The sequence below is a fragment of the Plantactinospora alkalitolerans genome (genome assembly GCF_015690345.1).
Taxonomy (GTDB): Bacteria; Actinomycetota; Actinomycetes; order Mycobacteriales; family Micromonosporaceae; genus Plantactinospora; species Plantactinospora alkalitolerans.
In genome coordinates, this window is record NZ_JADPUN010000075.1 from 1 (window position 1) to 24186 (window position 24186).

At 70.6% G+C, this 24186-nt stretch carries 24 protein-coding genes and 1 pseudogene; 14 read left to right on the top strand and 11 right to left on the bottom strand.

The features are described from left to right. Positions 1 to 543 (top strand): annotated as a pseudogene (locus tag I0C86_RS05195) (LuxR C-terminal-related transcriptional regulator); the annotation flags it as partial. 58 nt (positions 544 to 601) lie between these two features. Here I0C86_RS05195 and I0C86_RS05200 read toward each other — a convergent pair. The 4 genes from I0C86_RS05200 to I0C86_RS42935 form a co-directional block, all read right to left on the bottom strand. Further along, positions 602 to 2431: an FtsX-like permease family protein gene (locus tag I0C86_RS05200; RefSeq protein WP_196200047.1), complete on the bottom strand. Its 1830-nt coding sequence runs from the start codon at positions 2429 to 2431 to the stop codon at positions 602 to 604. A 5-nt stretch (positions 2432 to 2436) separates the two neighbouring features. Then, positions 2437 to 3183, bottom strand: a complete 747-nt coding sequence (locus I0C86_RS05205; protein ID WP_323373472.1) for an ABC transporter ATP-binding protein — start codon at positions 3181 to 3183, stop codon at positions 2437 to 2439. Further along, on the bottom strand, positions 3180 to 3707 hold the full coding sequence (locus I0C86_RS05210; protein WP_196200048.1) for a PadR family transcriptional regulator: 528 nt from the start codon (positions 3705 to 3707) through the stop codon (positions 3180 to 3182). The genes I0C86_RS05205 and I0C86_RS05210 overlap by 4 nt, the downstream gene beginning before the upstream one ends. A gap of 155 nt (positions 3708 to 3862) precedes the next feature. Next, positions 3863 to 5107 carry a PucR family transcriptional regulator gene (locus I0C86_RS42935; protein WP_196200049.1) on the bottom strand — a complete coding sequence of 415 codons (1245 nt, stop codon included), beginning with the start codon at positions 5105 to 5107 and terminating at the stop codon, positions 3863 to 3865. Positions 5108 to 5589: 482 nt separating this feature from the next. Here I0C86_RS42935 and I0C86_RS05220 point away from each other — a divergent pair, with 482 nt between their 5' ends. The 3 genes from I0C86_RS05220 (at position 5590) to I0C86_RS05230 (ending at position 7742) form a co-directional block, all read left to right on the top strand. After that, positions 5590 to 6369, top strand: a complete 780-nt coding sequence (locus I0C86_RS05220) for a CBS domain-containing protein (protein ID WP_196200050.1) — start codon at positions 5590 to 5592, stop codon at positions 6367 to 6369. Between the two features lie 20 nt (positions 6370 to 6389). After that, positions 6390 to 6602 carry a hypothetical protein gene (locus tag I0C86_RS05225; protein WP_196200051.1) on the top strand — a complete coding sequence of 71 codons (213 nt, stop codon included), beginning with the start codon at positions 6390 to 6392 and terminating at the stop codon, positions 6600 to 6602. A 330-nt stretch (positions 6603 to 6932) separates the two neighbouring features. Further along, positions 6933 to 7742 carry a rod shape-determining protein gene (locus I0C86_RS05230; RefSeq protein WP_196200052.1) on the top strand — a complete coding sequence of 270 codons (810 nt, stop codon included), beginning with the start codon at positions 6933 to 6935 and terminating at the stop codon, positions 7740 to 7742. A 193-nt stretch (positions 7743 to 7935) separates the two neighbouring features. Here I0C86_RS05230 and I0C86_RS05235 read toward each other — a convergent pair whose 3' ends face one another. Beyond that, positions 7936 to 8805 (bottom strand): universal stress protein, encoded by an 870-nt coding sequence (locus tag I0C86_RS05235; RefSeq protein WP_196200053.1) that lies wholly within the window; start codon positions 8803 to 8805, stop codon positions 7936 to 7938. Positions 8806 to 9027: 222 nt separating this feature from the next. Further along, positions 9028 to 9348 carry a TraR/DksA family transcriptional regulator gene (locus tag I0C86_RS05240; RefSeq protein WP_323373473.1) on the bottom strand — a complete coding sequence of 107 codons (321 nt, stop codon included), beginning with the start codon at positions 9346 to 9348 and terminating at the stop codon, positions 9028 to 9030. 603 nt (positions 9349 to 9951) lie between these two features. Between I0C86_RS05240 and I0C86_RS05245 the strand changes: the two genes are divergently transcribed. The 6 genes from I0C86_RS05245 (at position 9952) to I0C86_RS05270 (ending at position 13935) form a co-directional block, all read left to right on the top strand. Then, on the top strand, positions 9952 to 10092 hold the full coding sequence (locus I0C86_RS05245; RefSeq protein WP_196200054.1) for a hypothetical protein: 141 nt from the start codon (positions 9952 to 9954) through the stop codon (positions 10090 to 10092). 202 nt (positions 10093 to 10294) lie between these two features. Next, positions 10295 to 10660, top strand: coding sequence for a hypothetical protein (locus tag I0C86_RS05250; protein WP_196200055.1), 366 nt, complete (start codon positions 10295 to 10297; stop codon positions 10658 to 10660). A 116-nt stretch (positions 10661 to 10776) separates the two neighbouring features. Further along, entirely contained in the window at positions 10777 to 11172 is a 396-nt protein-coding gene (locus tag I0C86_RS05255; protein WP_196200056.1) for a DNA-binding protein, read from the top strand. Continuing rightward, entirely contained in the window at positions 11169 to 12317 is a 1149-nt protein-coding gene (locus I0C86_RS05260) for a PEP/pyruvate-binding domain-containing protein (RefSeq protein WP_196200057.1), read from the top strand. Before I0C86_RS05255 ends, I0C86_RS05260 begins: the two co-directional genes overlap by 4 nt. Then, entirely contained in the window at positions 12317 to 12895 is a 579-nt protein-coding gene (locus I0C86_RS05265) for a hypothetical protein (protein WP_196200058.1), read from the top strand. Before I0C86_RS05260 ends, I0C86_RS05265 begins: the two co-directional genes overlap by 1 nt. Before the next feature lie 320 nt (positions 12896 to 13215). Further along, the gene (locus I0C86_RS05270; protein WP_323373474.1) at positions 13216 to 13935 is read left to right on the top strand and encodes a hypothetical protein; all 720 of its coding nucleotides are present in this window, start codon (positions 13216 to 13218) and stop codon (positions 13933 to 13935) included. A 95-nt stretch (positions 13936 to 14030) separates the two neighbouring features. Here the strand turns inward: I0C86_RS05270 and I0C86_RS05275 are convergent, their stop codons facing one another. Both I0C86_RS05275 and I0C86_RS05280 read right to left on the bottom strand, forming a co-directional pair. Next, on the bottom strand, positions 14031 to 14690 hold the full coding sequence (locus I0C86_RS05275) for a nucleotidyl transferase AbiEii/AbiGii toxin family protein (protein WP_196200059.1): 660 nt from the start codon (positions 14688 to 14690) through the stop codon (positions 14031 to 14033). Then, positions 14687 to 15061 carry a hypothetical protein gene (locus I0C86_RS05280; RefSeq protein ID WP_196200060.1) on the bottom strand — a complete coding sequence of 125 codons (375 nt, stop codon included), beginning with the start codon at positions 15059 to 15061 and terminating at the stop codon, positions 14687 to 14689. The genes I0C86_RS05275 and I0C86_RS05280 overlap by 4 nt, the downstream gene beginning before the upstream one ends. A 295-nt stretch (positions 15062 to 15356) precedes the next feature. On the opposite strand from I0C86_RS05280, the gene I0C86_RS05285 reads away from it, so the two are divergent. Further along, on the top strand, positions 15357 to 16205 hold the full coding sequence (locus I0C86_RS05285; RefSeq protein WP_196200061.1) for a hypothetical protein: 849 nt from the start codon (positions 15357 to 15359) through the stop codon (positions 16203 to 16205). A gap of 80 nt (positions 16206 to 16285) precedes the next feature. Here the strand turns inward: I0C86_RS05285 and I0C86_RS05290 are convergent, their stop codons facing one another. The 3 genes from I0C86_RS05290 to I0C86_RS05300 form a co-directional block, all read right to left on the bottom strand. Further along, positions 16286 to 17260 (bottom strand): magnesium transporter CorA family protein, encoded by a 975-nt coding sequence (locus I0C86_RS05290; RefSeq protein WP_323373475.1) that lies wholly within the window; start codon positions 17258 to 17260, stop codon positions 16286 to 16288. Continuing rightward, positions 17257 to 17481 (bottom strand): hypothetical protein, encoded by a 225-nt coding sequence (locus tag I0C86_RS05295; protein ID WP_196200062.1) that lies wholly within the window; start codon positions 17479 to 17481, stop codon positions 17257 to 17259. The genes I0C86_RS05290 and I0C86_RS05295 overlap by 4 nt, the downstream gene beginning before the upstream one ends. A gap of 146 nt (positions 17482 to 17627) precedes the next feature. Then, a complete protein-coding gene (locus tag I0C86_RS05300; protein ID WP_196200063.1) occupies positions 17628 to 18896 on the bottom strand; it encodes a cytochrome P450 in 1269 nt (422 codons plus the stop codon). A gap of 231 nt (positions 18897 to 19127) precedes the next feature. Here I0C86_RS05300 and fdh point away from each other — a divergent pair, with 231 nt between their 5' ends. The 3 genes from fdh to nrfD all read left to right on the top strand — a co-directional run. Continuing rightward, positions 19128 to 22409 (top strand): formate dehydrogenase, encoded by a 3282-nt coding sequence (fdh, locus tag I0C86_RS05310; RefSeq protein WP_255527615.1) that lies wholly within the window; start codon positions 19128 to 19130, stop codon positions 22407 to 22409. 2 nt (positions 22410 to 22411) lie between these two features. Then, a complete protein-coding gene (locus I0C86_RS05315) occupies positions 22412 to 23458 on the top strand; it encodes a 4Fe-4S dicluster domain-containing protein (protein ID WP_196200065.1) in 1047 nt (348 codons plus the stop codon). Between the two features lie 22 nt (positions 23459 to 23480). Then, positions 23481 to 24186, top strand: a 706-nt coding sequence (gene nrfD, locus I0C86_RS05320) for an NrfD/PsrC family molybdoenzyme membrane anchor subunit (protein WP_196200066.1), incomplete at its 3' end; no start/stop codon positions are given.

Genomic DNA, 24186 nt, shown 5'->3' on the forward strand with positions numbered 1-24186 from the left:
GGCGGGCCGCGGTCGACCTCGCCGGCCGGCTGCACCCGGACGTGTGGTGATGGACGTACGGATGCCGGTACTCGACGGCATCGGAGCGACCCGCCTGCTGGCCGGTGTCGGGGTGGCGCATCCCGTCAAGGTGCTCGTGGTGACGACCTTCACCTCGACGAGTACGTGTACGAGGCGCTGCGCGCGGGAGCGAGCGGGTTCCTGCTCAAGGACGCCCCACCGGCGCAGCTGCTGCACGGCATCCGCACCGTCGCCACCGGCGCCGCGCTGCTGGCACCCGAGGTGACCCGCCAGCTCGTGGGCAGGTACGCGGCGCGGATCCGTCCTGCCGAGGGCACCCCGGTCGGCGGCGCGCTGACCCCGCGCGAACTGGAGGTGCTGCGGCTTCTCGCCAACGGCCTGTCCAACGGCGAGATCGCCGCGACGCTCGTGATCAGCCAGGAGACCGTCAAGACGTACGTGTCCCGCATCCTCACCAAACTCGACCTGCGGGACCGCGTACAGGCGGTCGTCTACGCCTACCGCACGGGGCTGGTGATCTGAGCCCCGTGCGGTAGGCGTAGACATGCCGTGGGCGTGCGGAGGTCGAGGTAGGCCCGGCTCACAGAGTCGCGGTCACCGGACGGCGGCCGCCAAGGTGGGCAGGAACGGCGGTGAGCGCGGCCACCGCCAGCACGGTGGCCAGGACCAGGGCGGCGAGCTGCCAGAGCCCGGGAAGCGTGGCCTTGTCGCCGTCGCCGCCGGTGATCGTGATGATGGCGGCGAACAGCAGGAAGCCTCCCGGGAAGATGCCCAGGACGGCACCGAGGAGCGCGGGTAGCACCTGCGCGGTCGCCAGCGCGACGGTGACGTCCTGCGGGGTTGCGCCCAGGGCGCGGGCCAGCGCCGACGCGTGCCGGTTGTCGAGCACCGTCGCCCAGGTGAGAACGATGGCGTTGACCGCCGCCAGGCAGAGCAGGATGACCGTCCAGACTCCGAGCACGTGCCGCAGCACCGCCACCTGAGGTTCGGTGTACGCGCCGGTGCCCGCCAGGTCGCCGAGGACACTGTCGAGCACCAGGAGGACGTAGATCCCGCTGAGCGTGACCGCGATGCTGACCACGCCCAGCACGACCCGACGCGGCCGACGGGCGGCGACCCGCAGGGCGAGGAGCAACGGGACGGGAAGTCGTGCCGAGACGGCGATCAGCCAGCCGGTGCGGTGGGGTGGCCGTGCCGCGTCGGCCAGCGCGCTGACGGTGCTGGAGCGGGCGCCGCGTACGGCCGGAACGGCGGTCGCCGCGACCGCGACCCCGAGGGCCACAGCGGTCACCAGGGCGACCGTGGACCAGGTCAGCGACGCCGTCCCCGCGCTGCCGACGAGCCCCGCGCTCGACTCGGTGAGTAACGGGGCGGCCAGCGCCCCGATCGCCAGCCCGGCCGCCACCGCGACGCCGGCCACCAGGAGATACTCCGCGAGCAGCACGGCAGCGACCAGGCCCGGCGTGCCGCCGACCGCCTTGAGGAGTCCGACGCGCCTGGTCTGATCGGCCATCCGGCCGCCGACCAGAACCGAGAGGCTGGCCACTGCGAGCAGACCGAGCAGCCAGGCGCCGATCAGCAGCAGGATCTGGGAGTCTCTGGCCAGTTCGGTGGCGTCGGCGAGGATGCTCTGCCAGTTCTGCATCGGCATCATGGTGCCGCCGTGGTCGCCACTGTTCGCGTCGACGAACGCCTCGGCCCCGTCCGGGTCGGCAAGCTTGAGTTTCATCACGTACGACATGGGTCCCCGTGCCGGGGCGAGGCTCCGCGCGTCCGCCTGGGTGAGCCAGACCAGCCCGGGGTTGTGGAGGAGTTCGGGGGGCAGGTCTCGGTCGTCCGGGACAGCGCCGTTGGCGCAACCGACGGAGACGATGCAGGACGTCCCCGGATACGGCGGCATGGCGGCGGTGACCGCCAGGCCGACCACCGTGAACGACCTGCCGCCCAGGGTGACCGGATCACCGACGTGCGCGTCGAGGAACTGCGCGAAGGCGGCCTCGAGCACCACACCGTCGTCGCTGACCCAGTTGCCCTGCGTCACCACGGGCTGGTCGACTGCGGCGACCGTGGCGTCACGCCCCTCGACCTGTACGTCCGACCTGCGGCCGGACGCCTCCAGCTCGCCGGGGATGACGGGATACGGTCCGCTGTGCTCGGTGACGCCCGGGTCGGTCGCCAGCTTCTCGAGGTCGGCGGGTTGCGCGAAATCGCCGGTGCTGGCGACCACGTCGGGTCCCCGGGTCGCCGCCCGGGTGCTCTCGTACGGGTCGCTGGCGGCGTCACGCACCACCAGCCCGAGGGTCAACGTCGTGGTGGCCGCCAGGATGGCGATCAGCAGAAGCGCGGCCTCGGTGCGGCGCCGTCGCAGATCCCGCAGGGCGAGGCGGCCCACGAGGAGGATGCGTCCCATTCCCGTCAGCCCTCCAGTCCGATGAGCGCACCGAGATTCCCGGCGGTGCCTCCGGTCAGCCTGGTCTCGTCCACGAGCGCGCCGTCGCGCATCGAGAACAACCGGTCCGCGGTGGCCGCGATCCGCGCGTCGTGGGTGACGATGACCAGCGTCTGCCCGTACCCGTGCAGTTCCTCGAAGAGCTGGAGAACGTCCAGGGTCGCGGCGCTGTCCAGGTTTCCGGTCGGTTCGTCGGCGAGAACCACCAACGGTTCGTTGCTCAACGCCCGGGCGACCGCGACCCGCTGCCGCTGGCCACCGGAGAGCGCGGAGGGTAGGAAACGTGCCCGTCCGGCGAGCCCGAGCTGATCCAGCAGTTCCTCGGCACGCCGTCTGGCGGCCCTCGGCGGGCGTCCGGCCAGCAGCGCCGACAGCTCGACGTTCTCTACGGCGGTGAGCTCCTCCATCAGGTGGAAGGACTGGAAGACGTAGCCGACGTCGGTCCGTCGGATCCGGGCCAGTGCCTTCTCGCTGATGTTGTCGATGCGGCGGCTGTTTATGAAGACCTCTCCGCCCGAGGGCCGGTCCAGCCCGCCGAGCAGGTGCAGCAGCGTGGACTTTCCGCAGCCGCTGGGCCCCATTATCGCCACGGTCTCGCCCGCGCTGACGTCGAGATCGACGCCGTCGACGGCGCGTACCAGTCCCTCCCCCTTGCCATACTCCTTCCGCAATCCGCGGGTGCGTAGTACGGGCGTGCCGGCGGCCTTGTTCACGATCCACTCCTTCGGTGGGTCCAGTTCTTCTCACACGCCTCGAGCCAGCGCAGATCCGCCTGAAGCCGGAGCACCACGCCTTCCAGCAACAACGCCGCGTTCGAGTGACGCGGCTCGGCCATCGCGGCGCGCTGGGCGTCCCGCAGCCGGCGCAGCAACTCCCGCCGCTGGATGTCGACGATGGTGACCGGATCGGCCAACCCGGCCGACGAGGCCGCGATCAGTTTGAGGTGGAACTCCGCGAGGTCGGGCTTCGGCCAGTTCACCTCGGCGATCCACTCGGCGACTCGCTGTTGACCGTCGGGGGTGAGCACGTACACCTTGCGATCCGACCGGTCACCGCCATCGGCGGACCTCTCGACCGCCAGGAGACCGGCCTTCTCCAGCCGGGTCAGGGTCACGTAGATCTGGCCGGCGTTCAGTGCGTCTCCGAGCGGGCCGAGCGCGTCGCGCAGTCGCGCGCGCAGCTGGTAGCCGTACGACGGCTCCTTGGCCAGCATCGCGAGCACTATCTCCTGCTGCATGGGGACTCCCTCTAACCGTTAGCCCCATGTCTAACGGTTAGCCCCGTCGCCCGTCAAGTCGGTGTGGATGCGTGTTGCCGCAGCCGCCGCTGGCCGAGGGGCGGGTGCGGCACGGTTGACCAGGGTGACCGCCGGCTTCGGCAGGTCCGCTCAAGTCACCCCGGATTCGGCAGCGGCTCCTGCGGCCAGTTGAGCACCTTGGCGCCGAGTACCGCCGCCTGCAGCGTGAAGCGGTGGGCGGGGTCGGCCGGGTCGTAGCCGGTCAACGTCTTGACCCGGTCCAGGCGGTAGGTGACGGTACGTACCGACACGTGTAGTCGTTTCGCAGACTCGGTGGCGACAGTGCCGGTGGCGAAGTAGGCGTCCAGCGTGTCGAGCAGCGGTGCGGCGCCGCCCCGAGCCTGCGTGAGTGGGCTGAGTACGGCCTGGACCAGGTCGACGATGGCGGGTTGGTCGCGCAGCAGGACCCGGTAGATGAGCAGGTCGTGGGCGTTGACGACGGGGGTGTCCGCGTCGAGCCGGCCAGCCATGGCGAGCGCCTCGCGGGCCTCCTCGTAGGAGCGGGCGATGCCGTACAGGCCGGGGTGGCCCCGGCCGACGGCGACTCGCCAGGGTCGTCCGCGGGGCAGCCGGCTGAGCTCGCGATGCATGAGCCGACCGAGTTCGTTGCTCGCGTCGACAGCGGACGACAACCGGCCCGCCGCAGCGGGATCGGCCGGTGCCAGGACCACGAGCAGGCCGTCCTTGGTCGCGACGAGAACGTCCCGATCACCGAGCCGGTCGAACACGACCGCCTCCAGGGCGCTGATCGCCGCTTCGGCGTCCGGTAGCCGCCGGCTCGGCGCGGCCAGCGCCACCTGATGGACCCGCGCGAGGTCGAGCCCGAACGGTTCCGCGCGTTCCACCAGGGTACCGAGGTCGGAATCGCCGCGCAGCAGATCGTCGATCAGTTCCCGGCGCAGTGCCTCCTCCCGTCGTACGAGGTCACGGCGCGCTACCGCGTAGCCCTCGGCGAGGGTCGCGACCGCCTCGTCGACGACCTGTAGCACGGCCGTGGCCGCCGCGCGTACCGCCTCCCGGTCGCGGGACCGCACCACGATCGGCAGGTCCTGCCACAGTCGTCGCGCCGCGGACAGGTACAGCTGCACCACTCGTCCCGCGGAGATGCCCTGCTCGGCGGCGCGCCGGCCGAGCAGACCGACCGCGTCCAGCTCGCCGCGCTTGACCTGTCGTCCGTAGGCCGCCGCATCGGCGAGCAGCGGCAGATAGTCGCCGAGCAACTCCACCGGAACCCCGCCGGCGTCGCGGCTGGCGCCCTCCGCGACCTCGACCAGCCACCCGTCCTCCGGGCCGGGTGCCGACGGCCGACGCCCGCCGCGCCGCCGACTGCTGTCAGTCACCTCTGCCTCGCCTTCCGAGCCTCTGGTGCCACGGGCACATGTTCTGGTGCCCGGCGCCGACCAGCGCAGTCCAGCCAGGCTCGGCACCCGTCATCTGCCAGCCACCGGGCGGTGCACGATGAAGGCTCTGGTCGGCGTTCCGCGTTCGTTGCCGACAGTCGGCAGCTTAGACCGGCCATGTCTGTGCTCCCAGCCCCTGCCCCCAGCGGCTCGATCGGGCGAGGATGGAGGTCAGCCGGGAGGCCACGCCCGACATCCAGCGCGGAGGCCCTGGCAGAGGTGTGCCGGGCCGCGCGGACGGGTGCCGCGCACCGAATCCGAGTACGAGCCGGTCAGCAGCGGATCCGCGGAGGACGGACGGCAGCCCGGTCGCGCCTGGGGTTCCCATCCACCCCGCCCCGCTGACCCACGCTCAAGTCCCGCGCCAGCCGGAACGACACCCGCTGGGCGCGCTCGGATCCCACAAGGAGAGGAGCAGCAGCATGCCGCAGTGGCGAGTAGGCGATGTGATGACCAGCGAGGTGATCACCGCTCCCGACGACGCGTCGGTCGCGCAGATCGTCACCTTGCTCACCGACCGTCAGATCAGCGCCGTGCCGATCATCGACAGGTTCGATGTCGTGCTCGGCGTGGTGTCCTGGACGGACCTGTTCAAGAGGATCGAGATCGGTGCGCCGGACGGCGCTCCCCGCGCCAGTTGGTGGCGCCGGTGGGTGCCGTCGACGGTGCAGTGGCCGGCCGGCACCGCCGTGGAGGTGATGAGCGGCCCACCGCTGACCATCCGAGCCGACGCGTCGCTGCCGGCCGCCGCCCGGGTGATGTATCGAAGTGGCGTCGGCCGGTTACTGGTCGTCGACGACGGCAGTCGGCTGCGGGGCATCGTCACCCGATCGGACCTATTCAAGATCCACGCCCGACTCGACGCCGTGATCCGCGACGAGGTCGTGCAGCGCGTCCTGGGCCGCACACTGAGGATCCCGCCCCGGACGGTCCGAGTCACCGTTGACGGCGGTGTGGTCACCCTCGCCGGTCGCGTCGCAAGCAGGACGACGGCCATCGCCGCCGCGCGGCTGACCGAGGCGGTCCCGGGCGTCACCGACGTTGTCGACCGGCTCGGGTTCGACCTCGACGACACCGTGGCGGCCGCTGTCCCGGCGACCGAGCCTGACCCGATGCGCGGTTGGCTGATCGGACGCCCGCTGTCCGATCAGCCGGCCGGTCAGTCGGGAGCGGGCCCGTTCGCCGCGCTGAGCAGACCGTGACCAGGACGGGAGGTACTGCAATGATCACACAGCCAGCGGGCCCGCCAGCGGCGGTGACACTGAGCCCGGAGCCCGAACAGCATGGCACGACCGTCGACTCGCTCGTCCGGGCCGCGAACGTGCCTCGTCCTCCGCCCGACGTCAATGACGACATCGGCGGCATCACCGACGGCATCGTCGACGAGTGGGGCAGGCAGTCGTTTCCCGCCAGCGACCCGCCAGCCAACTGGTGACACCGGCACCGACGACTGAAAGGCGAGCACGGACTTCGTCAACGCGCCGAGTGTGCCAGGCATGGGTGCCGGACTTCGGCTCCAAGGCCACCGCCGGTCTGCGGAGGACCGCCGGCCACCGCGGTAGGCCGGCGGTGGGCCGTACGGCCCGCTTCGTTGGATTGCCGACCCCCGGAAGATCGAGGCGGGCTCTCTACCGGTCCGAGCTCCTGTCGTTCCGCGACGCGCGACGCACCCTTGGCGGTGCGGCAGCCCTACGGCACGAGCTGCCGCACCGACGACACCTGTCGCCCGACTGCCCCTACCCGAGTCCCCAGAAGTGAGATCGGCATGTTCGTACCCACGGTGGTCCCCGTCCCGCAACCGTCGACCGGGCCGCGCACCGATGCCCGGCCGGGCGCGACGACCCCGCCCAACGCGATCGCCGTCAGCCTGGGAAGCGGCCGAATCCAGGTGTGGGCGGCCGGTCGCGGCGGCCTGGGCTGCCCGAGCGCCGGCACCGCCGGTACGTCCCGCGTACCGGTGCGCCGGGGACGGGTCGTGGACGGACCCGGCTGTACCGGTGTGTTGTCGCAGCTGATCCGCCAGTACCGCGACCCGATCCCGGCCGGACCCGTCGTGGTTGTCTGCCGCCCCGTGCAGACGACCACGACGGAACAGCACGCGCTCGGCCAGGTCGTCGAGGCCGTGTTCGCCCCGTCACGGGTGTTGTTCATCGACACCGTACGAGCGGCGGCCATCGGAGCCGGCGCGGCCACGGGCGGTCTGCTCGTCGTCGACATCGGTGCCGAGATCAGCGAGGCGGCGATCCTGCGGGACGGCAGGGTGACGGCGGCGCGTCGGACCGACATCGGTACCCGCGACCTCACGCACGGCGCACCTACCGAAATGCTCTCCCACGCCGTTGCCCGGATGATCAAAGAACTGTGCGGCGACGCCGCCACCCGGGCCGTGGTCCCCACGGCGCTGCGCCGCGGCCTGCTCGTGGTGGGCGACGGTGCCGGGACGCCCGACCTGATTGCGCAGATCGCCGCGAACCTGCGTATCCCGGTGCAGGCCGCGTCCGCACCGTGGACCGCCGCGCTCACTGGCGCGGGCCTTGCCGCCCTGTCGGCAGCCCGCCACCCGTCCACCCGGTGACCGCCCGGCAGGACGACACCCTGCGCCGCGCCTCGGCGACGACCGCCCGGCGGTGAACACTTCCGCGTACCGCGGCCGGTGAATCTCCGTGCTCACCACGTCGGCCCTGTCTCACCGCGATGGCGCTGGGTCGTCTGCCACCGCGAGGCGGCCGCCACGGCTGCTCTCCGCCACCCGCCACCGGCCGACGCGGTCACGCTGGCTGCTCAGCGTGGACGATCATCACCGGGCAGTCGGCGTGGTGGAGCAGTTGCTGGCTGACCGAGCCGAGAAGGCTGCCGACCAGCGCCCCGTGGCCCCGGTTGCCGACAATGAGCAGCGTGGCGTGTCCGGATACGTCGATGAGGTTTCTGGCTGGGCTCCCCGGCTCGGCGACGGTTTTCACCGGCACCGTGGGGTATTTGTCGCGCCACGGCGTCACTGCGGCGTCGAGGCAGCTGGCCGCGTCGCGCCGGGCGGCATCCGGGTCGTACGGCAGCGGCGTCACGTCCATTGCGTACAGTGGCAGCGGATAGCAGAGGACGGCGAGGAGTTCGCAGCCGCGCCGTTGTGCCTCGTCGAATCCGAGCGCCAGGGCGCGCTGCGCCGAGGCGGAGCCGTCGACGCCCACCGCGATCGGACCGGACGCGGTGTCGGCCCGACCGCGCACGACGACAACGGGGCCGGCCGCGTGGGTGGCGACGTGCTGGCTCACGGAGCCGAGCACGAGGCTGGTGAAGCCCCCGCGTCCGCGGTTACCCACGACGAGCATGGCCGCGGTCCGACCGGCTTCCACCAGGACCAAGGCCGGGTCGCCGATCACCGCGGCGCCGGTGACCTCGATGCCCGGTTGCTGCGCCCGCGCCTCGGCTGCGGCTGCGGCAGCCAGCTGCTCGAACCGTTGCGCAACGGGGTCGGGCAGCTCACCGACACCGTCGAGCGCTTCTGGCGGCCCGTTCCATGGGTACGCGGTGAGGATCTTCAGCGGGGCGGAGCGGAGTCGCGCCTCGGCGGCGGCCCATCGAACTGTCGCCCTGCTCTGCTCGGAGCCGTCGGTGCCGACGACGATGGCGGTGTGTCTCATTCGGACCTCCACACATCGGGAAAAGGTTGCGGCGGGTACGGCCCGACCACAGGTCCGTCCCCAACTCCTGCCCGGCTGGGAGCGGGACAGCCCGGCGGACGACGCGACAGGTGGTCCCGCCGCGACCCGCCGTTCGACGCGGCGACGCCCCTCCTTACGGTGTACCGATCTCCGTGCCGCGTACCTCGACACGCTGTGGACGCCCGCCCCGTGCCGGCCGCGTCAGCCGGTCTGCTGACGTTGGCACGGAACGCAGAACCGGGCGTGCGGCAGGATCTCCAGCCGTTCCAGCGGGATGTCGCCGGTGCAGCGTTCACACCTCCCGTAACTGCCCTCGGCCATGCGTTGCAGCGCCTGAGCAGTGTCGGCGAGCGACTGACGGGCCGATCCGGTCAGCGCGGTCAGCGTGTCGCGGTCGTAGCCGCCGCGCCCCGGCTGCCGGCTGTACGCCGTGAGTTCGGTGAGTTGGTCGGTATACAGCCTGAACTGCTTCTCCAGGTTGGAGCGGAGCAGATCGATCGGATCCCGCACGGTACTGGTCACCTCACTGGTCCTTTCTACGGTTCGTGCATGAGGTCGGATGACAAGACGACGCCGGGCGGCAGGGGTGTTTCGGGTGCGGTGGCGCCACGGCGTGCGGAGAGGGGACTACGAGGTGTAGGGGGTGCGGGGCGGGCCGCAGGCTCAGCGCTGCACTGGCACTGCGCGCGACACCGCATAGCCGGGGCCAGCCGCCAGGCTGATCGTCGCCCTGCGCTCATCCGGTGCGGAACCGACGCGCACCGGGTATCCGGCCGGATGAACCCGCATCCCAGCAGCGCAAACGCCCGGCACCGGGGTCAGCATGTGACTCGTCACCGTTCGCCTCCTCGCTCGCTCCGGAACAGCCCGTCGGACCAAGCCTGCGCCGTGCGAGGAGAGACGGCAGGGGACGCCACCGGCTAATAACCGTGGGGTCACATTGCCGGCGGTCGGCAAGCACCGGGCCTCTGGTGCTCTCCCGGAACGGCCGGCGCCCACCGACGCGGTGCCGCTGCAACCCTGCTGCCGCCAACTGGCGAGGTGGATGGGCTCCGGGCGGGACGCCGGATCGGGCAACCGGGCGGTCGTGTGTTGCCGGAAATCGGCAATCTGTCCCGACGGCAGATGCTGGCGAGGTACCTGGCCGGCGGCGCACGTCCGGACGAGGATTGGCGGTGGCGCCACGCGGTGAACCCAGGAGCCGCCGGCAGGGACGTCGAGCACAGCCAGGCCGCCGTACTCAACGAACTCCTGCAGGACACCTGAACAGCCCACGATCCGGTACCGGATACCGCCGGCTCCGCCTCGCGCGCGGCCACTTCGGCCACGCAGCGACCATCATGCGCGCGGCGACGAGTGTCCCGGCGCCGCAGTATCTGGATCCCAGGAGGTCCGACCGTGAGAAACGAGATCACCATCGACCGGCCGCCGGCCGCCGTGCTCGCCGACGCGGCGGCCGCCGCCCGGCATGCGCCGTCGATCCTCAACACCCAACCGTGGCTCTGGCGGGTACGCCCGGACCGGCTGGACCTGTGCGCTGTTGTTCGGCGACAACGACGGACCACGGGACTGGCTGCACGCCGGAGAAGCGCTGTCCGCCGCCTGGCTCACCGCCGCCACGGTCGGAGTGTCGGTCGTGCCGCTGAGCGGCGTCATCGAGGTCGCCGCCACCTGGCACACCCTGCGCCGCCTGCTCGCCGGACTCGGCCAGCCCTACCTGGCGATGCGGCTGGGGATCGCCGAGCCCGAACCGGACGGGCCGCTGCCGCGCACGCCACGTCTGCCCGTCGCGCAGGTGATCGACATGTCAGCGGTCCCGTCGGAGCAGTTCTGACACTTCGGGTCCGGCACGGGCGGGCGATGTGGCGCCGGCCGACCCCGGGTTCGGGGCATCACCGCATCTTTCAACAGTCTGTTGACAAACATCTTGTTGAAGGACACGCTGGGGGCGTGCACGAGGGATGGGACGATCGGGCCGCAGCGGGCGCTGAGCGGGGGGCGCGGGACCGGTTGACCGCCGGCGGCGGCAAGGACCTGCCACGGTTGCCCTGGCAGGCCGACGGCCAGCCGCACGACGCGGTGACGCTGATTCGTCAGGCGTTGTGGCGGGCCGAAACCGACCGGAGCGCCCTGGAACTGCCCGACGAGCTGCTGGCCGCGATCACGCTGCTGGCCGCCGCGCGCGCTGAGGTGGACCAGCTCGAGGCGGGTCTGCTGTTCGTCGCCCGAGCCGAGGGGTTGACCTGGGCCCAGGTCGCGCAGGCACTGGGTCTGCGGACCGCCCAGGCGGCACAGCAGCGGCACGAGCGCGTACTGGCCCGGCTCGACGGGAACACCGGTTCGTGAGCGTCGTCCCCCTCGTCGACGCGGGTCCCGCGTGCGGGCGCAAGGCCCACGGGCTCGCCTCGCTGCTGCGCGCCGGCCTTCCCGTCCCGGACGGGTTCGTCGTGACCGACCCGGCCGTCGACCCGATAGTGGTTGCGGAGCACCTGGACAGGCTGCCCGGTCGGGCGGTCGCGGTCCGGTCATCGGGGTTGGCGGAAGACTCGGCAACGGCGTCCTACGCCGGGCAGTTGGAGACCGTCCTCGGCGCCCGTGGCCTCGACGAGGTCCTGGCCGCGGTCCGGCGCTGCGCCGACTCCCCGCACACGGACCGGGCGCGTGCCTACCGGGCACACCTCGACCTCGACGATGACGGCGATGATGAGCCAACCGCGCCGGTGCTCGTGCAGCAGTTGGTCGAGGCCGACCACGCGGGCGTGCTGTTCACCCGCGACCCCCGCACCGGCGCCGACGCGGTAGTGATCAACGCATCCTGGGGCCTCGGGGAGACTGTCGTCTCGGGGGCGGTGATCCCCGACGAGGTCATCGTGACCCCGCCGGCGGACACCGTCCGGGTCACCATCGGCGCCAAACAGACCCGGCTCGACCTGCGCGAGCACGGACTGGTGCGCTCGCCCGTCCCCGAGCCGGACAGAGCACGCAGTTGCGTGCCGGTAGGCGAGGTACTCCGGCTCGTCGCGTTCGGCCGGCGGTGTGAGAACCTCCTCGGCGGGGCCCAGGACGTCGAGTGGGCGGTCCGCGACGGCCGGATCTGGCTGCTGCAGGCACGCCCGATTACCGCCCTCGGCGCCCCGGCGGCCCTGGGCGGTCAGGGCTCGGCTCGGCCGCTGGCCACTGGTGTGCCCGGCAGTCCGGGCCGAGCGTGGGGACCGGCACGCCTCGCACGATCGGTCGATGACTTCCCCCGGGTCCGACGCGGCGACGTCCTGGTGTGCCGGACCACCGACCCGGCCTGGACTCCACTGTTCCGCCTTGCCGCCGCCGTCGTCACCGAGACCGGCGGTGTCCTCAGCCACGCGGCCATCGTCGCGCGGGAGTTCGGGATTCCGGCCGTCGTCGGCGCCGGCGAGGCGATGACCAGACTGACCGACGGCGCAGTCGTCACCATCGACGGCACTGTCGGCACCATCACCGGAGGAGGGGGGTGATGGCCCACCCGTCTCCCACCGACCTGCTGGTGCTCCACGCGGTCCGGCTCAAAGGATTCGCTGATACCGCCTCCGTCGCCGCCCGGTTCGGCCTCGACACCGAGCAGACCCGGGAGGAACTCCTCGACGCTCAGGCGCACGGATGGGTCAGCCGATCCTCCTTCGCGGACCTGGCTGGGTGGTCGCTCACCGGGACCGGGTACCGGCACAACGAGGTACAACTCCGCGACGAGCTCGACCGGGTCGGTGCCCGTGGGACCGTCACCGCCGTTCACGAGCGGTTCTTGCCGCTCAACGCCCGAGCGTCCCGGATCTTCACCACGTGGCAGTTGGGCCCCGGTAGTCCCACGGACACCTTTCACCAGCTCGCCGATCTCGCCACCGAGCTACGCGACCTCGAACGGCCCCTGGTCGCCTCCCTCGGCCGGTTCGCCGGTTACCACGACCGGTTCGCCGCTGCGGTGATCCAAGCCGACCATGATCCGGCCTGGATCACCGGCGTCGAGGTCGATTCGTGCCACCGTGTCTGGTTCGAACTCCACGAGGACCTGATCGCCACGCTCGGCATCACCCGCTGAACTCACCATGGCCACCCACCTGGTCCCGGTGTCCGGTTCGGGTTCATGATCGAGTTGGTCCGGTGGAATGTTGGCGGGGGGCCGGTCGTTACATTACCCGTACGACCGAGTACCACGGCCCGTGACCTGGGCTGGTAGACGGCGGGCCGGGAATGATCCAGGTCCCCCGGTCGTTACATATTGTGTTCGGCGGAGTACCCCCCAGTACTGGTCGGGCAGTGTCCGGTCCCCGGGACGTGATCCTGGTGTGGGCCGACGAGTTCCATTGACATCCCACGTCCCCCTGTGGGGTGTTCATCCCCGAGTGGAAGGTAACCATCGTGAAGAACACGACTCTGTTCAGCCGATGGCTCCCGGCCATCGAGCAGACTTCGATCATTCGTAAGAGCGCGCTGGGTCTGGCTGGTCTGGCGTTCGTCGGTGGCGCGGTGGCCGGTCCGGCGGTAGCGGCCCAGGCCGCCCCGGAGCAGCACGACACCGGTGCCGTGTCGCAGTCGGTCATGGCCGACAAGGGTGCCAAGGCCGACAAGGCTGACAAGGGTGCCAAGGACAGCAAGGACCGCAAGGACCGTAAGGACAGCAAGGGCAGGCCGTCGCGGGACCGGTTGGTGCCCCGTGGTGTGCAGGGTGAGCAGTCGTCGATCCCGCTGTCGGGTGAGCAGTCCGGCAACGTCAGGGCGATCGTGAAGGCGACGAAGAAGGCTGGTCTGGACGAGCGTGCCGCGGTGATCGCGGTCGGAACCTCGTTGCAGGAGTCGAAGTTGGAGAACCTGGGTCATCTGGGTGACGCCAACGATCATGACTCGCTGGGGTTGTTCCAGCAGCGGCCGTCCTCGGGTTGGGGCACGCCGGAGCAGATCACCGATCCGGAGTACTCGACCATCGCGTTCCTGACCGGGCTGAAGCAGGTCGAGGGTTGGCATGACCTGCCGCTGACCGTGGCCGCGCAGAAGGTACAGGTCTCGGCGTACCCGGACGCGTACGCCAAGTGGGAGAACCAGGCCGCTGACCTGGTCGCGGGCGCCTGGAACAACAGCTGACCGAACACCTGACACCTGACACCTGACACGTGACATCCCGCTGGCCGGGTCCCGCACCAAGGGACCCGGCCAGCGTCATGTCCGGAAGGTCGCCGTCAGCGGGGCCAGCCCGCGAGCTTGGCGCGGATCTGTCGTACCTGTTCGAGGTCGCGGCCGTACCGGGCGAAACGCTGGTCCGGTAGTCGGTCGAGGTACCGGCCGGCGGCGGTGACGTCGTCGGGCTCGATCGCCGGGTCGTACTCGGACGCCAGGCGGAGCAGATCGTCGACGGAGTACCGGTCGAGCGCGGCGGCGACGTCGATGTAGTCCCGTACCTCGCGCCGGGTGACCAGGGCGGCGGTCTTGCTGGCCACCAGATCCTGGACGTGCATGACCGGTCCGAGGTCCATCACGACCGGGCTCCTGTGCCGGTCCAGCCGGCCCAGGCTGAGCCGGAGCCGTCGGCCTCCCCGACTCACCAGGAAATCCTTCATGTCCAGCTCGAAGCCGCTGAACAGCCCGGCGAGGTCGCCCGACGGGTCCTCGTCGGTGACGGTGAAGCCGGCCGCCTCGAGCGTGACCTGGACCTCCGTCGCCGCACTGGCCGCCGCGCCGTCGACGTCGGCGAACAGATCGACGTCCTCGGTGGGCCGGGACACCAACCCGTGTGCCGCCCAGGCCACCCCGCCGCCGAGTACGAATCCGTGCTTGTCGGCCACGGAGAGCGCGACCCGGGCGACCTGGCGGTAGAAGTCGTCGAGATGGGTGGTGGTCATGCCGCCTGGCGGTCACCTGACTGGTCGCCGTACTCGGTGGTCAGTGACGGGTGCCGTCGCTCCCACGCCGCCCGCACCCCCCGGGGCAGGTTCAGCATCGACCAGACCCGGCGGAGGATCCCGGCGTTGACGAACCGGCGCAGGTCCTCGGACCGGGTGGTCTCGCGCAGCACGTTCTCGTACATCCAGAGCAACTGGTCCGGATCGTCGAGGTCGAAGGAACGGTCGGGCCCCCACATCAGCCGCAGCGGCAGGGTCACTGTCCCGCGCGTCGGCCCGGCCAGTTCGGCGACGGTCGACGGCACCACGGCAGGACGGCCCGGACGGGCCAGGTAGGCCACGCCGGTTCCGGCCGCGGCGGCGTACTGCATGGGGTCAGGGTAGCCCCAACCTGGCGGGTGCGGATGATCCGTACCCGATTTCGATGGTCTGTCCGGACCCTACCGGTGCTCGGGAGGTCGACCGGCGGGCCGTTCGGGACGGTGTCGGCGGCCCGGCTCACCGACGGCGCAAATCCGGAATGCCGGACCTAGGCCACCGGTTGTGTCACGTGGTACGCCCGCGAGCTCAGCCCCCTGGATTGCGGGCGTACCGCTTTGCGCCGGGTCGGCGGAAGACCCGTGGCGTCGCAGTGCCTCCCCGGAATCCCAGATCGAAAGGGCAACCATGAATCCGATCTTCGGACGATGGCTTCCCGCCATCGCGGAGACCGCTGTCACACGATGGCTTCCCGCCATCGCCGCACATCCGGCCGTACGCCGGCTTCCCGCCGTCGCGGAAACCCCGGTAGCTCGTCGCACCGCACTGGCCGTCGCGGGGCTAACCTGCGCGGCCGCCTGTTCGGCCGTCGCCGGACCTGCCGGCACGGTGGCCGCCGGAGGAGGCGACCACGGTACCCAGCCGGCGGCGTACAGCCAGACGGTGCGGGCGGACCAACCGCAGGACGGCGCGGCCCAGGACCCGTCGGCCCAGGACAAGCCGGCCGACGGCGGGAAGACCGACGAAGGGAAGACCGAGGACGGGAAGACCGAGGACGGGAAGACCGACGACGGGAACTCGGACGCCAAGCCGTCCCGGGACAAGTTGGTCCCGCACGGTGTCCAGGGCTACCAGTCGCGGATCGACCTGGACGACGACCAGCGGGACAACGCCAGGGAGATCGTCCGGACGGCCCGGAAGCTGAATATGGGTCAGCGCGGCGCCGTGATCGGCGTGGCGACCGCACTTCAGGAGTCGAAGCTGCGCAACCTCGGTCACCTGGGTGACTGGAACGACCACGACTCGCTGGGCCTGTTCCAGCAGCGTCCGTCGTCGGGCTGGGGGTCGCCGGATCAGATCACCGACCGCGACTACTCGGCCGGGGCGTTCTTCGACGGACTGAGGCGGATCAACAACTGGCGTGACCTGCCGCTGACCGACGCCGCGCAGGCGGTGCAGGTGTCGGCGTACCCGTTCGCCTACGCGCAGTGGGAGAACCAGGCCGCGGACATCGTCCAGGACGTCTGGTCCCGGTAACCCGTGTATCGCCGCCGGGAAGGCTGGCAATCCGTCAGCCTTCCCGGCGCTGCCAACGCCGGCGCGATCCGGAACCTCGGTCAGATCCAGGTCTTCTTCCTGAACACCAGATACAGCGAGATCGCCAACCCGAACGTCACGACCAGCGAGATGACGAACTCCGCCGAGGTGTGCCGCCACGGGAACGCGAGATTCTGCCCGAAGAATCCGGTCACCGCCGTCGGTACGGCGATGATGGAGGCCCAGCCGGTGACCTTCTTGACGATGAGGTTGAGCTGGTTGTTCTGCAACATCAGATTCGTTTCGAGCATCGTCGTGTTGAGATCGCGCAACGAGTCGCTCCACTCGATGACCCGCAGCACATGGTCGTACAGGTCCTGGTAGTACGGCAGCATCTGGGGATCGACGGTGTGCATCGTCGGGCGCATCAGGGAGTTGACCACCTCCCGCATCGGCAGCGTGACCTGGCGGAGCCGGACCAGGTTGCGCCGGGCGGTGAAGATGCGTCGCTGGACCTCGTCGCGGTTCGTCGCGCCGCCCTTGAACATCACCCCCTGTACCTGCTCCAACGTCGAGTCGAGCTGCTGCACGGCCGTGAAGTGTCCGTCGATCAGCGTGTCGAGCAGGCCGTAGAGCAGGAAGGCGACGCCGTGCGGAGCGAGTTCGGCGCTCTCGTCCCAACGGGCCAGCAACTCGCGGATGTCGAACCGGTCGTTGTAGCGCACCGTCACGAGCGCCCGGGGCTTGACGAACGCCGACACCTCGACGTCGGTGAGCCCGCCGGCCGCGTCCAGCCGCACCATGTACGTGTTCAGGAACAGGTGCGTGTCGTACCGGTCGAGTTTGGCCCGCTGGGCCTGCTGGACGACGTCCTCCAGCGCCAGCTCGTGCATGCCGAGCTCCTCGGCGAGCAGTTTCAGATCGTCCTCACGTGGTCCACAGATGTCCAGCCAGATGACCGCGTGATCGTCCGCGGCCAGTCGCTCCCCGACCTCGCTGGCCGGGAAGTCCTCCGCGACGAGGGCGCCGTCGCGGTACATCCGGCTGTTGCTCACGGGGTGGCCGCCCGGGTGCCGCCGACGGCCGGATCAGGGCCGTCCGATCCCCGGTCCGGGCCGGCGTCGGGCGCGCCTGGCCCGGCCGCCCCGGGCCGGTCGGCGTCCTCGGCCGTGATTGCCCACCAGCCGGTGCGATCCTCGCCGAGCGAGACCGGCAGCGATCCGTCAGCCTCGTCGAGGCAGGGCAGGATGACGTCCACCGGAGTGCGGTCGGCCATGCGGCGTCATTGCCATTGGGGCGAGGCTTAAACCGTCCGGCTCCGGATCAGCCGTCCTCGCCCACCGGTTCGGTGGTCCGGCGCCGCTGTGTGACTGGCTGACCGGGACGCCGGTGGCCCGGGACACCGCGTGGGCGGTTCAGCGTTCAGGTCGGCATCGTCGTGCCGAGGGGTGCGCTCGGGGTGAAGGTGGCCGGCATGGTGACGAAGCCGTTGATGATGCCGACGCTCTCGTTCTGCCGGGTGGCTTCCCGGTCGATCGAGTAGTCCGGCATTCGTTCGAGCACCCGCCGCACCATGAGTGGGAACCAGGTTCGGGCGTAGTTCAACCCGATGCAGCGGTGGATGCCGAGCCCGAAACTGGTGTGCCGGTTCGGTGCCCGGTCCAGGCGGACCTGGTCGGGGTCGGCGAAGACCGCCGGGTCCCGGTTCGCGGCGGCGAAGGACATCATCACCCGGTCACCGGTCCGGAATTGCTGCCCGCCGACCACCACGTCCCGAGTGACGGTCCGGGCGAACCCCATCGCCGGCGGGAAGATGCGGAGGAACTCCTCCGTGGCGTGGTCCCACAGCGTCGGGTCGGCCACCAGCCGCTCGCGGTGTTCAGGATGGTCGGCCAGCCACAGCATGGTGTGCGCGAACAGCGCTGTGGTGGTGTGTACGCCGCCCTGGATCATCAGCAGCGCGATGATCACCACGTCCTCGTCGGGCAGCGGCCTGCCGTCGATGGTGGCCTTGGTCAGCCCGCTGAGCAGCCCCTCGCCCGGTTCCGTCCGCAGTCTCGGCAGTTCGGCGGCGATGGCGCCACCGAGCTGTCCCATGACCTGAACGTTGTGCATGTAGTCCGGGTCGTTCGGGGACATGGCCACGACCCGGTGCATCGGCTCCGCGTACGTCTGCCAGTCGTCCAACGGCAGTCCGACCAGCTTCATCGTGGCCAGCGCCGGCATCGGGTTGCCGATGTCGAGGACGAGATCCAGCCGCCCGCTGGCGCAGACCCGGTCGAGCAGGGCATCGACGGCCTGCTCCGCGAAGGGCAGTGCCTCGCGTGCGGCGGTCGGGGAGAAGTACGGGTTCAGTATCCGCCGGTACGGGGTGTACTCCGGCGGGTCCAGCTCCAGCGGGAGTTGGCGGAACGGGTTGGGTGGGATGACGATGCCCTGCTGTGGATCCGACGGGTCCTCGGTGTTGCGGCCGGAGCTGAAGGTGGCGTCGTCCCGCATCACCTGGCTGACGCTTGCGTGGTCGGACACCACCCAGAAGCCGCCGTACGCGTTGGTCCGCGCGACGGGGCAGCGGGCGAGGTGGTCGTCGGAGACCGCCCGCCAGTTGGCGCGGTAGTCGGGGGAGTGGTGGTCGAAGTCGATACTGGGGGCGGAATCCGAACCGGTGTCGGTGGATTGATCGACAGACATCGCGCCAGACTACTGTCGAATACACGCTCATTGTCATGATCATTCGGATTTCTGTTGGAGCGATTCCCGATCCCGTTCCGTTTCCCAGGCGGCGGGGCGGTGGGAAACCGGCTCGGACATCTCCGGGGCCCGTCGGTCGGTGGCGATTTCGGCGGTCACGAGCGGGAACGGGCCGGGTGATCTACTCTCGGGGGGTTGGCTCACCGGCCTCGTTGGCAGGAGGTGTCGGGAATGGGAGTCCGCACCTGGATCGAGGGCTGGCCCGTCTATCGGCAACTCACCGGCACCGACCCGCTCGGCCGAGGGGCGGCGGCGAAGTCCGCCCGGTCCGACGCGCTCACCCCGCGTACCGACAGTGCCGAGTCGATGGCCCGGTCGGTCTGCCCGTACTGCGCTGTCGGTTGCGGACAGCGGGTCTACGTCGCCGACGGCCGGGTGACCCAGATCGAGGGCGATCCGGACAGCCCGATCTCCCGTGGCCGGCTCTGCCCGAAGGGGGCGGCCAGCAAGACGCTGGTCACCAGCGAACTGCGCCAGCAGCGGGTGCTCTACCGCCGCCCCTACGGGACGGACTGGGAAGAGCTGGACCTGTCCACGGCGATGGAGATGATCGCCGACCGGGTCCTCGCCGCCCGCGAAGCGACCTGGGAGGACGTCGACGACGAGGGGCGTCCGCTGCACCGCACCCTGGGCATCGCCAGCCTGGGCGGAGCCACCCTGGACAACGAGGAGAACTACCTCATCAAGAAGTTGTTCACCGCGATGGGTGCGCTCCAGATCGAGAACCAGGCCCGGATTTGACACTCCGCCACCGTCCCCGGTCTGGGGACCAGCTTCGGTCGCGGTGGCGCGACGGCGTTCCAGCAGGATCTGATCAACAGTGACTGCGTCATCATCCAGGGCTCGAACATGGCCGAGGCCCATCCGGTCGGCTTCCAGTGGGTGATGGAGGCCAAGCGACGGGGTGCCAAGGTTATCCACGTCGACCCCAGGTTCACCCGTACCAGCGCGCTGGCCGACACGTACCTGCCGATCCGGGCCGGTAGCGACATCGCGTTCCTGGGCGGCGTCGTGCGGTACATCCTGGAGAACGAACTGGACTTCCGGGAGTACGTCGTCGCCTACACCAACGCCGCGACCATCGTCAGCGAGGACTACCGGGACACCGAGGACCTCGACGGGCTCTTCTCCGGGTTCGATCCCGCAACGACCAGCTACGACCAGAGCAGTTGGCAGTACGAGGGAAACGAGGGCGACGGAGCGAACGACACCGCCACCGAGCGGGACAGCGCGGCCGGGCTGCGGCACGAGTCGCACGGCCCACCGGTTGCCCGACAGGTGATGCGGGACGAGACCCTGCAACACCCGCGCTGTGTCTACCAGATCCTCAAGCGGCACTACGCCCGCTACACCCCGGAGATGGTCGAGCGGGTCTGCGGCATTCCGAAGGAGCGGTTCGAGGAGGTGGCCCGGGCCTGGGCCGCGAACTCCGGGCGGGACCGGACCAGCATGCTGGTCTACTCCGTCGGCTGGACCCAGCACACCGTCGGCGTGCAGTACATCCGCACCGGAGCGATCATCCAGCTTCTGCTCGGCAACATGGGCCGGCCCGGCGGTGGCGTGCTGGCCCTGCGCGGACACGCCAGCATCCAGGGCTCGACCGACATCCCGACGCTGTTCAACCTGCTGCCCGGCTATCTGCCGATGCCGCAACACGCACAGCATCCGACCTTCGACGACTGGGTCACCAGCATCCAGCACCCCGGGCAGAAGGGCTTCTGGAACAACGCCCGCGCGTACGCGGTCAACCTGCTCAAGGCGTACTGGGGCGCCGCGGCCACCCCGGAGAACAACTTCTGCTACGACTACCTGCCCCGGATGACCGGCGACCACGGCACCTACCAGCAGGTGTTCAACATGATCGACGGCAAGATCAAGGGATACTTCCTGCTCGGCCAGAACCCGGCGGTCGGCTCGGCACACGGCCGCGCCCAGCGGCTCGGCATGGCCAACCTGGACTGGTTGGTGGTCCGGGACCTCTTCATGATCGAGAGTGCCACCTTCTGGAAGAACAGCCGGGAGGTGGAGACCGGCGAGATCTCGCCGGAACGCTGCCGTACCGAGGTCTTCTTCCTACCCGCCGCCTCGCACGTGGAGAAGGAGGGCACCTTCACCCAGACCCAGCGCCTGTTGCAGTGGCGGGAGAAGGCCGTCGACGCCCCCGGCGACAGCCGCTCCGAGCTGTGGTTCTTCTACCACCTCGGCCGGATCATCCGGGAGCGGCTGGCCGGCTCCACCCTGCCGCGCGACCGCGCCCTGCTGGACCTGGCCTGGGACTACCCCACCCACGGTCCGCACGCCGAGCCGAGTGCCACCGCCGTACTGCGGGAGATCAACGGGTACGAGGTGGCCACCGGTCGCCCACTCGCCTCGTTCACCGAGATGAAGGACGACGGCAGCACCTCCGGCGGTTGCTGGATCTACACCGGGGTCTTCGCCGACGGCGTCAACCAGGCTGCCCGACGCAAGCCCGGACGGGAGCAGAGCTGGGTGGCCCCGGAATGGGGCTGGGCCTGGCCGGCCAACCGGCGGATGCTCTACAACCGGGCCTCGGCGGATCCCGAGGGCCGACCGTGGAGCGAACGGAAACGGTACGTCTGGTGGGACGCCGAGCAGGGCCAGTGGACCGGGCACGACGTACCCGACTTCGAGAAGACGAAGCCGCCGTCCTACCGGCCCGGCGAGGACGACGTCGGAGTGGCCGGGCTCAGCGGCGACGATCCGTTCATCATGCAGGGCGACGGTAAGGGCTGGCTCTTCGCGCCGGTGGGGGTGCTCGACGGGCCGTTGCCGACCCACTACGAACCGGCCGAGTCCCCGGTCCGCAACCCGCTCTACGGGCAGCAGGCCAACCCGACCCGGAAGGTCTACGAACGGCCGGACAATCCGACCAACCCGAGCCCGCCGGAGCAGCACTCGGAAGTCTTCCCGTACGTCTTCACGGTCAGTCGGCTGACCGAGCACCACACCGCGGGCGCGATGAGCCGGACGGTGAAGTACCTGGCCGAGCTGCAACCGGAGATGTTCGTAGAGGTCTCGCCCGAACTGGCCGTCGAGCGGGGACTGACCCATCTGGGCTGGGCCCACCTGGTCACCACCCGGGGCGTGATCGAGGCCCGGGTGCTGGTGACCGACCGGCTGACCCCGCTGCGGGTGGAGGGTCGGGTGATCCACCAGATGTGGCTGCCGTACCACTTCGGTGCCGAAGGGCTGGTCCGGGGCGACTCGGCCAACGACCTCTTCGGCATCACTCTCGACCCCAACGTACTGATCCAGGAGAGCAAGGTCGGCACCTGCGACATCCGCGCCGGGCGCCGTCCGACCGGACCGCCCCTGCTCGACTACCTTGCCGACTACCGCCGCCGGGCCGGGGTGGACGGCCACTACCCACCCGTCGTCACGGCCCGGGCCGACGACGACGGCAGCGACGACGGTACGGACCGGGAGGCCTGAACATGGTCGACGTCAACTCCCCGGGCGCCTCGGTGAACCCCGCCGAGCAGGCGGGGCATCTGGATCCGCCACCCCGGATGGGCTTCTTCACCGACACCAGCGTCTGCATCGGCTGCAAGGCCTGCGAGGTGGCCTGCAAGGAGTGGAACCTGGTACCGGAGAGCGGGCTGGACCTGCTCGGCATGTCGTACGACAACACCGGCGCGTTGACCGCCAACTCGTGGCGGCATGTCGCCTTCATCGAACAGCCCAGGCCGGTCGGCTGGCAGCGGACGCCCCCGATGGTCGGTACCCCGACCGGGCCGCCGATCAGTCCGGCCACCGCCGAGGCGGGCGCCGAAACCACCGTCGATCTCGGCACCCGGCCCGGCCTGCCACCGGCTCCGGACCCCGCCCCGGCTGGCCGGATGGCGGACGGGACGCAGTTCCTCGGGATGCCCGGCAGCGAGTTGCCGGGCCGGGGCGACCGGGACGAGCGGACCGATCTGCGCTGGCTGATGATGTCGGACGTCTGCAAGCACTGCACCCACGCCGCCTGCCTGGACGTCTGCCCGACCGGCTCGCTGTTCCGCACCGAGTTCGGCACGGTGGTGGTGCAGGAGGACATCTGCAACGGCTGCGGCTACTGCATACCCGCCTGCCCGTACGGGGTGATCGACCAGCGCAAGGACGACGGCCGGGCCTGGAAGTGCACGCTGTGTTACGACCGGATCGGGGCGGGCCAGACCCCGGCCTGTGCCCAGGCGTGCCCCACCGAGTCGATCCAGTACGGCGAGGTCGACGAGCTGCGGGAGCGGGCCCGGGTCCGGGTCGAGCGGCTGCACGCCGACGGTGTTCCGGAGGCGCGCCTCTATGGAGACGACCCCGGCGACGGCGTTGGCGGCGACGGCGCGTTCTTCCTGCTCCTCGACGAGCCGGAGGTGTACGGGTTGCCGCCGGACCCGGTGGTGACCACCCGGGACCTGCCCCGGATGTGGCGCCGAGCCGGACTGGCCGCGCTCACCATGGCGGCGGCCACGGTCGCCGCGTTCATCGGTCGGCCATCGTGACCGAGCGACGCGAGGAGACGGCATGAGCGGCCTGGGCCGGGGAGGTTCCGGCGGACCGTTGGGCGAGCGCTTCGGGGAGTTCCGGGCCAGCCTCGACCAGCCGAACGGTGGCGGACGGCGTCGGCGGTCCGGGCGGGGCGACGGACCCGGGCCGGGAGTCGTCGGCGGGGATCCGACGGCGGTGCCGCCGGCCGAGTTCGCCTCCTACTACGGCCGGCCGGTGGTGAAGGCACCGGTGTGGCGGTATGACATTCCGGCGTATCTGTTCACCGGAGGGCTCGCCGCCGGCACGGCGCTGCTGGCCGCCGGTGCCGATCTCACCGGCCGCCCCGCGCTGCGCCGGGCGGGCCGGTTGGGTGCGCTCGCCGCGATCGGGGCCAGCACCTACTTCCTGGTCAACGACCTCGGCCGGCCGGCCCGGTTCCACCACATGCTGCGGGTGATCAAGCCGACCTCGCCGATGTCGATGGGCACCTGGATCCTGGCCGCGTTCGGGCCGGTGGCCGGACTGGCGGCGGTGAGCGAGATCGCTCCGGCGCTGCCCCGGCACGGCGCGCTCGGCGTGGCCCGTCGGCTGCTGCCACCGGTCGGACGCGTGGCTGGCCTCGCCTCGGCGGTGGCCGCGCCGGCGCTGGCCACGTACACCGGGGTGCTGCTCGCCGGCACCGCGATGCCGGCCTGGCACGACGCGTACCCGGATCTGCCGTTCCTGTTCGCCGGCAGCGCGC